Origin of the sequence: Butyrivibrio sp. YAB3001, from assembly GCF_900112195.1 — a bacterium.
GTDB lineage: Bacteria > Bacillota > Clostridia > Lachnospirales > Lachnospiraceae > Butyrivibrio.
Genome location: NZ_FOKR01000038.1, coordinates 1 through 13,113, shown reverse-complemented (window position 1 = coordinate 13,113; position 13,113 = coordinate 1). Strand labels below are relative to the sequence as shown.

Below are 13,113 nucleotides of genomic sequence, written 5' to 3'. Positions count from 1 at the left end.
TTTTGTTTTTATGACTGGAAATGCCTGGTTGATCGGAGCTGGGATAATTCTGTGGGGGATTGGAATGGGTGCGCAGGAAAGTATTATGAAAGCAGCTGTCAGCGGAATCGTCCCGCGTTCCATGCGAAGCACCGGTTTCGGAATATTTGAGACAGGATTTGGTATTGCGTGGTTTCTGGGCAGTTGGCTTCTCGGTGCCCTGTATGATTTGAATCCTGTGTATCTTGTCACTGTGTCTGTGGTATCACAGTTTCTGGCGATTGCATTTTATGTTTTATGCCTCCGGTGCAATAAGACAGAGTGCTAACAATTCCAGTTTGCTGGAATGAGCATTATATCCGAATTTTATGTTCTATTGGTGCTAAGGGAATTCCGGGGTCAAGCTTCATATGCGCAAGAATTACTTCGTTTACGCCAGGAAGGATCATTTCTCATGTTAGAAGAGGTCCTTGTTAATTATGGCAGTCTGCTCAAAGCGTTATCAAAGATATTTACGCAGATATCAGCCATTTGTTTTTCGTCTTCCTGCATCCCATCCCTGAACCAGCTTATGAGTATTTGTAAAATGGCAGCTTCGGCAGCAAGTCTGAGATACTTCTTTTCTGGGTCAGCTGTAGGATAGAGCCGCTCTGAGACCGCTTTTTCAAGAAAGAGTTCATTCTGAAGAATTCCGGCTTGGTCAAACAGAGATATTATATCTTTATCGTTTTTGACAGCCCGAAAAATATCTTCGAACCACAGATGTGGGTTTTCGTGCAGTTCGGGCTTTTCGCTGATCTCCGCTATACGCTTTATTATTTCATCCCCAAGCTCATGCAGGATATCTTCTTTATCTGTATAGTTTCGATAGAACGCCGTCCTTGATACTCCTGCACGGCGTACTATCTCGCTGATGGTGATCTTCTCATAAGGGTGTTCGCTCATTAGATGCATAAGCGAAAGCTGCAGACACTCTCTTGTCAGCTGATTGGACTCCTTATTATTCATCCTCAGAACTTCTTTTTTTTGCATTTCTGTTAAAGATTCTTTTGAGCTTTTCATTTTTTCTCCCTCTCGACGTTACAAAAAATGCAAGAATGTAACATCGGTTCACTTAAACGAAATATTGTCATGTCCGATGGTAGAGCCATTGTTATTAATATGCTGTGGCGTTACACTTGTTACATCAGAATAATTGTAGCATCGTTTGGGGAGGCATAACAAGTATGGAATTAGCAAAAAACATTTCTCACAAAGTACAAAGACAGGCTTTTAGCATACTGATTGACAGGTTCCTTGCAAATCTCGATAAAACGGAGAACAGGACTGCTACTTATCTTAAGCTTGTTGACCAGGCAGAGAAATTCTGGGGTAAAGATGGAGCCAGAAAAGAAAGCCTTGATAAAGTAAGAGCGGCATTTAAAGATCCGGATAACAGATGGGTTAAGTTTTTGAATAAAGTAATAGATGAGACAGATCCGCATGTTGCAAAGATGATGATGCTCAATCTTGGCTATGAGGCATTTTTCAGAGGCACAAAAATGATCAGGGCAAACAGGGAAAAATACGGATGCAATATCCCATGGCTTATTCTTTTTGACCCTACAAGCGCCTGCAATATGCACTGTGCGGGATGCTGGTCAGGTACTTATGGACCTAAGCACAATCTGTCTTTTGAAGATATGGACAAAATCGTTACCCAGGGAAAAGAGCTGGGAGTATATCTTTACATGATGACAGGAGGAGAACCTCTTGTAAGGAAGAAAGATATCTTGAAACTGGCAGAAAAGCACAATGATGTTGAGTTCTCTATCTATACCAATTCAACACTTATTGATGAGGATTTCTGTAAAGAAGTTGTAAGGCTTGGAAATCTCACATTCCAGCTTTCTATCGAGGGAACTCCTGAGACTAATGACGCAAGACGTGGCCTTGGTCATTATGATGCAGTAATGAATGCCATGGATCTACTCAAAAAGTACGGAATAGTTTATGGAACTTCCATCTGCTATACAAGAAACAACATCGAGGCAGTGACTGATCCCAAGTTCATCGAGTTCATTGCTGAAAAAGGTGCTAGATTCGGATTTTTCTTCCACTACATGCCGGTTGGAAACAATGCTGTTCCTGAGCTTATGCCTACAGTAGAGCAGCGAAAGAAGATGGTGGATCAGATAAGGTTCCTTAGAAGCGTCAAATGTGACCTGGGATTCTTCCCTATGGACTTCCAGAATGATGGTGAAGCTGTCGGTGGCTGCATCGCAGGCGGAAGAAACTATTTCCACATCAATTCAAGTGGAGATGCTGAACCATGCGTATTTGTCCACTTCTCCAACACCAATATACATACACATTCAATACTTGAGATGCTTCAAAGTCCTCTTTTCATGGAATACCATAAGGGCCAGCCTTTCAATAAGAACCATTTAAGACCGTGCCCTATGCTTGAAAATCCGGCTCTTTTAAGGGATATGGTCGAAAGATCAGAAGCTCATGGTACAAATGAAGAATCCGAAGAAAGTGTTGAGCATCTGTGTGCAAAGTGTGATGATTACGCAAAAGAGTGGGCGCCTGTAGCTGACGATATCTGGGCCGGACAGAAACACTATAAGAAGGCATATGAGAATTATGCAAAAAAGGATGAAAAGCCTCTAAACATAGTTGCATTTAAGCACAAACCCAGACAGCATCACTTTAAACATAAGAGAGCTTAAATGCCTCGAATTTTATAGTATTGTTGTTTCATTTACCCTGTCGAATAAAGTTTTATACTTTTCTTTTTCTGATGCAAGGCAGGTTTACAATGATCGGATGTCCCAAACCGGATGAGGGAGATTACACTGAGAAACTGACAGAAGTTATCAGTAACAAGGACATAAGGGATGTTACTATTGCAAGGATGGAAATGCCATGCTGCGTCGGTCTATGGTGTTCCGATGACTCATATAGCGTCGGAACACTTTTTTTATGTTCTAATGGTGCTCCGTGAATCCCTGGTTCAAGTCCCGTATGCGCATAAGTTAGCAATGCCGGAATACTAGAAGTCGCCTTTATCGATTTGTTATTTATTATTTATCGTATTTTAACATATTAATGTTAGAATGAAGTGTGAGTATCTAAAGCAAAGAACAAACAATAAGGCGAGTGTATCATGAAATCAAAAAGGATCCATACTACTATCAGCATAGCCCTCCTTTTCCTGGTAATCTATCTGGGAGTCTTTTTGACGCCTGTTTATGCCTCGTCTGATTCTCCTGCTACAGAATTTACAGTCGGTGTGCCTGTAGACAGATGTCCTATGTTTTACATTGATAAAGACAACGGCAAGATTGCAGGAATCGGCGTTGATCTTATGGAATCCGCTGCCAAAGAAGCTGGTTTCAATGTCGCATTCAAAGCTATAAGTGAATCAAATCTTAAGGAAGCCCTTGATAGTACTGAGTACGATCTTGTTATGCCCTTTGGAAGTGCTGTTTCAAGTGCATCTGGTCAAGCGACCATCGTATCTGACAATCTCATCCAGACCCCATTTACCCTTGTGACTACAGATAAGCACTCTATTTCTGACATAAATACCATCAGAGTAGGCATGCTAAAATCACAGGGCGGAGTAGCAGAAACTGTAAAGCAGTTATACCCTGGAATAACGATAAACCTTTACAATTCCATGGCTGATTGCATTAAAGCGCTTAGAAATGAAGAGGTAGATGCACTTTTACATAACTCATATGCGTGGAGCTATGTGCTTCAAAAGCCATCCTATAATGATCTTAAAGTACAGCCTTCTGCCATGTTTTCAATGGATTTTCGTGCCGGAACTCTTGAAACCCCAGAGGGAAAAAAACGAATTGAACTTCTGAACGAAGGAATTGCAGCTATTCCTGAAACCAAAAAACAGGCTATAGCCCTTGATTACACTACCAGAGATCTTTATGTATATACTTTTGAAGACTATCTCTACCAATATAAGTACTTCCTTATTATTGGGACTATCCTTTTTGCTGCTCTTGTTATAATGCTTGTCCTAAGACAGAAAGCATATTTTGAAGAGCAGAAGGAAAAGATGCGGATAATGGAGGATATCGATCCTCTCACTGGTGTGCTCAGCCACAATGGATTCCGTAAAAAAGTTGAGGAACTACTCACTAACAACCCTGATACACCGTATACGATATCCTATAACAACATAAAAGACTTTAAGTTCATCAACGACAGCTTTGGCTGGAAGGCCGGAGATGAGCTGTTAAAATTTTGGACTGAGAGAAGCCTTGAAGTACTTACCGATAAAGAAGCTATAGGAAGGTATGATGGAGATCATTTTGTTATCCTTCGATGTATTGGCGGCAATGAACAGATTCTTCAGGATGAAAAATATATTTTGACTCCTGTTCGCAATTATTTTAGCGATCGTGGAAAAGACTTTGTTGTAAGGCTCTGCTCTGGTATTTATGTTCTTATGCCTGATGACTATAAAGACATAAACGTGGATAAGATGCTTGATTATGCCCGCATTGCAGAAAGAAAAGTCAGAGAATCCAAGAAAGAAGGATTTGAGTTTTATAACCCAAAGCAGTGGGACATGGGAAGGAAAAGTGCCGGTATCGCAAGTCGCCTTCCTGCAGCTATTGAGTCTGGGGAAATACAAGTATGGTATCAGCCACAGGTCAACTATAAGACTGGGATGATAACTGGTGCAGAGGCTCTTTGCCGCTGGAAAAGCAAGAAGGATGGAAACATTTCTCCGGGAGAATTTATTCCGGTTTTGGAAGATGCTGGGCTTATCTATGATCTTGACTGTCACGTTTGGGACACTGTGTGTAAGGATTTGAAGCGATGGAATGATCAGGGCAGACAACTGTGTGTATCAGTAAACCTATCAAGACTTGATATAGTAAAGAACCCTGATGTAGCCGACCACTTTAATACATTAAAAGAGTTCTATAACCTATTGCCTGGTCAACTTCGTATTGAGATAACGGAAAGCGCATATGTCGAAAACTCCGATACCATCATCAAAACAACAACCAAACTTCGTGAAGCAGGCTTTGAAGTTGAAATGGACGACTTTGGAAGTGGTTACTCATCACTGAATATGTTAAAAGAAGTTATCCTTGATCGCATAAAGCTTGATCTTCGATTTATTACCGGTTCAGGTGACCAAAAGATGGGTCGGACAATACTTAGCTACATGGTCCAGATGATCCATGCTATTGGAACTTCTATTATCGCAGAAGGTGTTGAGACACTGGAACAGGCTGATTTCCTCGGAAGTCTTGGATGTGAGGAAATGCAGGGATATTATTTCTACAAGCCTATGCCGGTAGATGAGTTTGAAGAATTAACGGCATATCCAACAAAGAAATAAAGCCAATAAAGAACGATGTCAGACAGGGGGTCCACCTCCCGCTGGAACGCGTTGCTAACGCAAATATCATTGCACAAAATTCCTCTTTTGTGATACGATTATTTTAGAAAAAGCGGAGGGGTTAAGTCATGGGTGAAAATTCAGAATATTACAATTCATTGAGGCAGAAACGCCGTAAAGATACTGAAAGCATTAAAAACATTCTTCCTCAGCATACACATGGATTTGTTGAGGAATGTCTTCTCAAATATCAGGAAAGCACCGCTTTTAATTATGCGCAGGATATTCTATTTTTCTACGGATTTCTCAAGGAAAAGAATCCCCTGTGCAAGAATCTTGAAATCAAAGATATCCCCTTTGAAGTTGTCGAAAATCTTGGTCCTCAGGACATCAATGAATTCCAAAATTATGTTGCATCAGGCCACAAACCGGATAAAAAAGGCAATGTAAAGCCTGCTAAAGAACGTGCAATTGCAAGAAAAATGGCGGCTGTGCGGAATTACTATAAATATCTGATCAAATATGACTATCTTAAGATTGATCCCACAGTGAAAGCTGCTGTAAAGAAGAAAGAAAAGGTAAAGAAAGATATCCGAAGGCTGTATCCTGACCAGGTTCAGCTTCTAATGGATTCTGTCGCAGCTGTGAATTCTGCTAGTTACCATTCCAAAGTCATGTCTGAACCTACTGCAAAAAGAGATCTGGCCATTGTAACTCTTCTGTTAAATACTGGAATCCGCGTCTCGGAATGTGCAGGGCTTGATCTTTCAGATATAAATTTTGATGAAAATACAATTACTATCGTCAGAAAAGGCGGCGATGAAGATCATCTCTACATAAACGAGATTATCCGGAATACGCTGAGGGATTATATCAATCATGAACGCCCTACCCTACTCAATGATTCTGAAGAACCTGCTCTCTTCATATCTCTTCAGCATAAGCGTTTATCGATAAGAAGCATCCAATATATGATTTCAAAATATGGAAAAAACACAGGACTTACTCAAAAGCTCACCCCTCATAAGCTCCGTAGAACTTATGGTACAGCGCTTTATAACAGAACAAGTGATATTTATATGGTCGCTGATGTTCTGGGACATAAAGACGTAAATACAACTGTTAAACACTATGCTGCTATAGAAGAAGAACATAAAAGACAGGCATCCCAGGTAGACGTTTATGGAACGGATGATAACCAGGATAATGATTAAATTGCACACACTACAGTGCCCGGTTTTTTACAATTTTAGCTTTAATCCATTCGGCTTTTTACAGATTTTTCTTTAAAAGTACGGCTTTTTACATTTTCAAGCTTTATTTTTTTAAGTTAAAAAGTGTAAAAAGCCGTATTTTTGACTTTTTACACTCCTATCTTTAAACATATTACAAGTTTAGCTTAAACCGACAATACACAGTGCCTCGTCATTTATCACGCAGAGGAGGTGTTTGATATCTTTCTATGCGTATAATTTAAGTTATGTGCGTGTTTTATCCTTCATTTTATTTTCTATAACAAAATCTATAACTGCTACAGCTATCATTACCAAACTGATCCATTGCGATGTTGAAAGATTTTCAAATCCGCCCCTTATATTGTCATATCTAAAATATTCCAATATGAATCTTATAACGCCATATATAAAAAGATACAACTCAACTGTATATTCAAATCTGCATATAACCCGCAAAACCAGTATCAAAATAGCTATTATCATCAGAAATATTGCTTCAACAAGCTGCACAGGAAAAAGTTCGATTCCAGATGGTGCAAAAGAGCCTTCTGGAAATACTACAGATCCAATTCCATGATAAGGGACACCATAGCAACATCCTGCCATAAAACATCCAATCCTTCCAAAGCAATGGATAAATGGAATAAGAAAGATGAAACTTTTTAAGTATTGTTTCGGCTTAATTCTGTGGATTTTTCCTCCAAGATATATAAATAATAATCCACCAATTAGTCCGCCATAAAAAACGAAACCGCCTAGCATCAGATCATTGAAGTACTTATAATCAAGAATTCTGTCCCATTCAATATATTTATAGGACACAATCAAATATAAAACTTTAGCTCCTATGAAAGCCCCTAAAAAACAATAGGCTTCCAAAATCATAAAGTCATTAATATCTAAATGCTCACGTTTTAATATCAACATCCCAACAAGATTTGCAAGCACTACTCCGGTTACAATCATCAAGCCATATGATGGGATCACTATCCCAAAAAAATTCGTATATACATGCATTTTTTATTCTCACTTACACAACAACCCCTGCATTTATCTGCAGGGGTTGCATATTTTACGTATACTTAAACTGGCAGTTATGATAATGATGCTAATCCGCCAATACATGCTGCACATGCAAGATACAGAAGCAGGCAAAGAATAAGTCCGATGATTGAGCAAACCAAACCTGCAGTGGCTATACCCTTCTTTTCCGAATCCTTACGTCCAAGAGCACCAAGAATAATTCCGATAATAGCCAGAATTGCTCCGAGCCATCCGAATAATCCACTTGTAAATACTCCGATAATAAGTGCAAGGATACCAAGCACTAATGATGCTACGCCCATAGTTTTCCTCCTTTAAGTAATTAAACAATGACTATTTTCTCATCTATGGGCAATTCAGTCAACGAGAATATAAGAACTGCTTAATCAAATAATGCACCGGCGGTTCCAAGTACTCCAACACATGCTACACATGTCACAAAAATCACTGCACTGACAACAACTCCGATAATAGAACATACAAGACCGCCTGTTTGGATGCCTCCAGTGTATCCTGCCTTTTTAGAACTGGACGCACAAATTATTCCTATTATTCCTGTAATAAGGCCAACAAATGCTCCAATGCCCAAAAACCAACATACAATAGATACGATACCCAGAACCAGGCTTGCTATAGCAGCTCCTTTTCCCGGCTCATCTCCTGATTGCTGACCACTATTGGAATAGTTCATATCGGGACTTTGCTGATTACTATAGCCTCGATTGATATAAGGCTCTCTTGGCTGATTAGAAAATTCCTGTGCATTTTCAGTATTATTGTTATTAGGAACAAACTGTTTGGGATTTTGATTATTCCCATTTGTGTATCCATTATAATTAGCCATAGTCAATCCTTTCATATATCAGTTTTAGTATCACCAGATTCTTTTGTGTTATCAATAATCCACGTAAGATATCCTAATTATGCGGTAAATACGGCAAAAAATCCAGAGCTGATTTTGCGTACATTTAGCTTATTAAAAGATTAGGGACATGTTCCATCAAGTTGCGTCTTAATGTCATATTTCAGTTTTCCCAAAATAGCATTTTTAACCTCTTGTTTTTCTATAGTTTCATAGAGCATTTTGTCAACTTCGTAAGTCGAAGAAAAAAGGCCCGGGTATGTAGTACGGATAATCTCTTTGTAAGTATCATTAAAGACATAATGCTTTTTTAGTATGTTACTGACAACGTCTGTATGATTCTGATAAAGCGTATCTATTGCAAAAATATCACAGTTATTCTTCAATCTGGCGTAATCCTTTTTTTCACTATGATAATCGAGGACCACTTGCAGATCTTTTGGCTCAAGCCCTACCGCGGAAGTAAAATCATCAGGCAGATAAGAAAAATTCATAAGATTCGTATCTAGTGCTTCTTCATAGGGATTTATATTTTTCTCATAATCAAAATCAATCTGTCCCTTAAAGCTTGAATTACACACCTTGCATGCAGGAATGAGATTGTAAATAGACATGGAAAAATAAGGGTACAGTGATTTTGGCAAAAAATAATCCAGATCCGGCCTTGTCTTTGCGCCTTTTTTACCTGAATACACCGTGTGGATGAATGCCCTGTTACAATATGGGCATAAGCTGAGATTACTGAGGAAGAGTTCAATTATCTTATGCCGGGACTCAATCCTCTGGATCCTAAGATCAAGCAGGTGGCACCTGAGAGCACATACTGAATTGTGCAAAACAGAGAAAATTCAATCCTGCTTCAAAAGCCTATAAGTATGCTAATAATAAAGGTTTTATCCCACTGATACAGTGCTTAATGGCGTTTATGGTGGCTTAAAATATGACATCTTGGATAAAGATTTCTAGATGTCCTCCTAAATCGAATTCGTTTAAATCACTTTATAAGAATCAGCTTCCCATCTTCATTAAATTCATATACTGCTTTAGCTTTAATGTCATCAGCATTCAAGAACATTGACGAATACTTAGAAACAAAGCCATCGGTAATTGAATCAATATAAATATATTCATTCCCGGATAAACGACTCTCAAGCTCTTCTTTGCTGATAAGTTCATCACCATTTTCTTCCACTTCATGACCACTAAAAGCATTTGTGGATTTTGCAGGATACATAGCAAACTCAAATGCCATTGATCTCCCATTTTTCAAATCTATGTATCCAATATTTGTATCCATGTCAAGCACTATTCCCGAATCAGTCACTGCATCATACTTTGGAGCTTCATTACGTTCTAAGATGTATTTCGAAAAACCTAAAACATCTGATAACGCAAGACAAATAAATAGTACATAGATTGCACCATTTTTACAATACTGAACAATAATATAAAAAGTCACGCAAAGTAACATGATGACAGCCGTTACCATATATCTATCAATTGCAGCAAGCACCATACCATAATGCCAGTTTGCCGGAATAATTAATACAACATATAAGAATAGCATAATGAATAAATAAGCGAAATATGTCAGACATGCCAAAATAAACGCTTCATTGTCTTCTTTTTTTACTAATTGTTTATATCTCACACCGCAATATATAACAAAACAAATTATTCCAAATGCCACCAAGCTCAGTTTTATAAAATTACCAACATGACTGTATCCGGTTGTAAAAATTGTATGGATATACAGAAGTGAAGCTTCCCTATAATAATCACTTTTGTTCATCCAAAAATAAAAGCCAACCGAACCCACAATAGCAAATATTACTAATGCTATACACCAAACCTTTCTTACCAAACTATTCCTAAACGCATATGACAAAGCTAATCCAAATATCAATGTTCCTGCTATAGCTAATGCATATTTGCTTACTGTCAACTGACTAATAACATAAAATGAAAAATTCACAATAATATATAAAAATGATAATTTTAACTGTTTTTTGTTGCACAGTAAAAAAATAATTCCGCAAAGTATTAAAACAACAAAAATCACGCCTGAACGCTTTGTAAGTAGTGCGGCCACAATATAAGACATTGCAATAATATGAATAATAAAATCATCTTTTTTTATTGCTGTTGCAAATAAAACCAGTCCCATCCCTAACATAACACCGAGAATAACGTCAGCATCAAACTGATTGTATTCATCAAAAAAGCTCATACAGGGAATTAATAACGAAGCTAACAAAAAAATAGCAAATTGTTTTTGGGGATTAGTTTTGGACAATTCCTTATTAGCAATAACATCCCCAAGAGGTAACAATGCCGAAAACATTAAAGTATTCTTAGATAAAAGAAGCATCGAATCGTTCCAACTAACGCAAGTTTTTTCAACAAGGTATCCCCAATTACATAACAGCAGCGGATGAATGATATTTATCACACGAGTTCTGGCAAATTCGATGTCATCAGAATAATAAAGTAATTTAGGTGTTCCAACCCAAAAAAAAGAATCAACTGTTTTAGAAATATCCACTCCTTGGCTGAAAATATAAAAAAAGGCAACTGCAAATATCGTCCCCCATAACCCTGGAGTAAAAACATACTTATTAACTGCATCCGAATTTTTTAAACAAATCAAAATAAAAATGACCATAGCCAAAATGTTTATTCCTATAACACAAAAAAGGCCAATCTCAATATGGCCAATCTGCAAAAACAAATATGAAATTAGTGTCATCAATATCATTGAAAAAGCTATAAAATAATCAATCTTCTTTTGAAATCTATATGCCAATACTGCCGCACACACAAACACACCACAAATTATCATTTATTTTTCCGCCTGTAATTTGTTTTTATTCACTACTCTCTCTACTGCCGCATTAACCGCAATATATATCCAATATCCATAAATCATTATTGCACAAACCAGCATATATTTATCAAATCCGGTTAAATACTCATTATAAATAACTATATTCTCCTCTGCCCACCTAAACATGTATGCTATTCCTAAATAGCCTATATACATCAACACAGTTAAAGTAATATTCCAAAACAAAAAGCCATTTTGAATCAATTTAGTGTATGAAGATATAACAAAAAATACGAACATATGTACAAAAACAAAATGCATGATACTAATATCCCCAAAAGGCATCGCTGAAAATCTTCCCGTTTCAAACAAATTATTCAAAAACGTGTTTTGAACATCTGCCACAAAACCATCATTTAACACTTTTTTATACGTACCAATATATATGAACAAGCAAATGATCACTGCAAAAAAAACAACATTTAACCAACTAGTTACAATTTTATAAAAATATCCTTCTTTGAACCTTTCAGATAATAAAAGCAAATTTATAAAGAATCTACATGATGTAATAACAAAAGAAATTGCCGCAAGTATTATTCCACTTTTTGAAATTACTGCAGCAATAACCAGTGCCATTATTGCTAGTCCTAAATATATTATTTTTTTTGTAAAAAAATACCTATCGACCCAAATATGAAATAGTAAAACTGCCATTCCTAAACTTATCAATTTAATTATCATTTCTACTCCTAGATATTAGAGCATTCCCTCAAAAAGTATCTTATCCGCTAATTCTCTTGACTTCATGTTATTTCTTGAATCTATAACTAATAAAACTAATTTGCCTTACTATTTAAAGCGCTCTCTTACACATAAAAATCCTATCAATTCAAAAAACTAGAAGTATTTTCATATTATATCAAAGTTATTAATCACTCGAATGACATATTCTAATTCTTCTTCTCGCATCCCATTATAAAGAGGAATAGATAATACGCTCTTAGCATATTTCTCTGTTAAAGGCAAATCCCCATCTCTCATTCCCAAATACGCATATGCTTCTGACAAATGTGGTGGGATTGGATAGTGATTATCATTTGTCTGCAGCGACAGGTGAATATTTCTTCACATATTCCTTAGCATCATCATTAGAAAGATTATAGTTCTTTTGAAGCTTGGCAATAATTGTTTCAGGAGAAAAATGATCTTCAAATTTATCTCTGACGAAGATTTCTATTCCTGATTCTCTCTCCTCTGCCTTTCCTTCTTTCTTTCCTTCAGCTATTCCTTCTTTCTTCCCTTCAGCTATGCCTTCTGCTATTCCTTCTTTCTTCCCTTCGGCATATATCTTTATCTCCGGCAATTCGAGTACTTTTCCGCCCATGACACCACCTACTTTCGCCTGAACATTTTCATATTTCCTTGAAAAATTATATGCTACGCTATGTATCATCCTAATGATAGCATGATACGATAGTTAAAGTGTACCCCATGTCAAGTACAAATTAAGCTATAGGCATATCTAATTACAGCACATTATTTATCTATATATCAAACATCTCCAAGAGGATATATTCCTGTGGTGATGTACTTATAGTATTCATTCGGAGATAGCTTTGCTAACTGCCACTGATATCTTTCATTGTTATAGTAGTCCATCCAATCATCTATGATTGCTTTTACTTCCCTATATTTTTTGCATTCTGACAGATCTATCTCATCTTTCATATGACCAAAGAAGCTTTCCTGAGGGGCGTTATCCCAGCAATTGGCTTTTCTGGACATTGATTGCCTAAGC

The 13,113-nt window shown here is 37.2% G+C and carries 13 protein-coding genes and 2 pseudogenes; 5 read left to right on the top strand and 10 right to left on the bottom strand.

The features are described from left to right. Window positions 1–307 (top strand): annotated as a pseudogene (locus BM086_RS19920) (MFS transporter); the annotation flags it as partial. A 149-nt stretch (window positions 308–456) separates the two neighbouring features. Here the strand turns inward: BM086_RS19920 and BM086_RS19915 are convergent. Next, window positions 457–1,041 (bottom strand): TetR/AcrR family transcriptional regulator, encoded by a 585-nt coding sequence (locus BM086_RS19915; protein ID WP_013282475.1) that lies wholly within the window; start codon window positions 1,039–1,041, stop codon window positions 457–459. A 164-nt stretch (window positions 1,042–1,205) separates the two neighbouring features. Here BM086_RS19915 and BM086_RS19910 point away from each other — a divergent pair, with 164 nt between their 5' ends. From BM086_RS19910 to BM086_RS19895, 4 genes and pseudogenes are all read left to right on the top strand, one after another. After that, window positions 1,206–2,693, top strand: coding sequence for a radical SAM protein (locus BM086_RS19910; RefSeq protein WP_013282476.1), 1,488 nt, complete (start codon window positions 1,206–1,208; stop codon window positions 2,691–2,693). Between the two features lie 83 nt (window positions 2,694–2,776). Next, a pseudogene (locus BM086_RS19905) lies at window positions 2,777–2,905 on the top strand (4Fe-4S ferredoxin); the annotation flags it as partial. A gap of 225 nt (window positions 2,906–3,130) precedes the next feature. Next, entirely contained in the window at window positions 3,131–5,344 is a 2,214-nt protein-coding gene (locus BM086_RS19900) for an EAL domain-containing protein (protein WP_022762337.1), read from the top strand. A 128-nt stretch (window positions 5,345–5,472) separates the two neighbouring features. After that, a complete protein-coding gene (locus BM086_RS19895) occupies window positions 5,473–6,558 on the top strand; it encodes a tyrosine-type recombinase/integrase (protein ID WP_092332058.1) in 1,086 nt (361 codons plus the stop codon). A 264-nt stretch (window positions 6,559–6,822) separates the two neighbouring features. On the opposite strand, the gene BM086_RS19890 is transcribed toward BM086_RS19895, so the two are convergent. The 9 genes from BM086_RS19890 to BM086_RS19850 form a co-directional block, all read right to left on the bottom strand. Then, window positions 6,823–7,596, bottom strand: coding sequence for a prolipoprotein diacylglyceryl transferase (locus BM086_RS19890; protein ID WP_092332053.1), 774 nt, complete (start codon window positions 7,594–7,596; stop codon window positions 6,823–6,825). A 77-nt stretch (window positions 7,597–7,673) separates the two neighbouring features. After that, entirely contained in the window at window positions 7,674–7,925 is a 252-nt protein-coding gene (locus BM086_RS19885) for a hypothetical protein (protein ID WP_092332049.1), read from the bottom strand. An 80-nt stretch (window positions 7,926–8,005) separates the two neighbouring features. Next, window positions 8,006–8,467 carry a hypothetical protein gene (locus BM086_RS19880; RefSeq protein WP_242952283.1) on the bottom strand — a complete coding sequence of 154 codons (462 nt, stop codon included), beginning with the start codon at window positions 8,465–8,467 and terminating at the stop codon, window positions 8,006–8,008. A gap of 140 nt (window positions 8,468–8,607) precedes the next feature. Next, a complete protein-coding gene (locus BM086_RS19875; protein ID WP_141107805.1) occupies window positions 8,608–9,129 on the bottom strand; it encodes a hypothetical protein in 522 nt (173 codons plus the stop codon). 350 nt (window positions 9,130–9,479) lie between these two features. After that, window positions 9,480–11,327, bottom strand: a complete 1,848-nt coding sequence (locus BM086_RS19870) for a hypothetical protein (RefSeq protein WP_092332040.1) — start codon at window positions 11,325–11,327, stop codon at window positions 9,480–9,482. Then, complete coding sequence (locus BM086_RS19865; protein ID WP_092332036.1) at window positions 11,328–12,056, bottom strand: hypothetical protein; 729 nt, start codon at window positions 12,054–12,056, stop codon at window positions 11,328–11,330. 168 nt (window positions 12,057–12,224) lie between these two features. Next, complete coding sequence (locus tag BM086_RS19860; protein WP_330391662.1) at window positions 12,225–12,395, bottom strand: DegT/DnrJ/EryC1/StrS family aminotransferase; 171 nt, start codon at window positions 12,393–12,395, stop codon at window positions 12,225–12,227. Between the two features lie 13 nt (window positions 12,396–12,408). Next, window positions 12,409–12,699: a hypothetical protein gene (locus BM086_RS21170; RefSeq protein WP_175560403.1), complete on the bottom strand. Its 291-nt coding sequence runs from the start codon at window positions 12,697–12,699 to the stop codon at window positions 12,409–12,411. Window positions 12,700–12,866: 167 nt separating this feature from the next. Then, a partial coding sequence (locus BM086_RS19850) for an IS3 family transposase (RefSeq protein ID WP_141107751.1) occupies window positions 12,867–13,113 on the bottom strand: 247 nt, incomplete at its 5' end.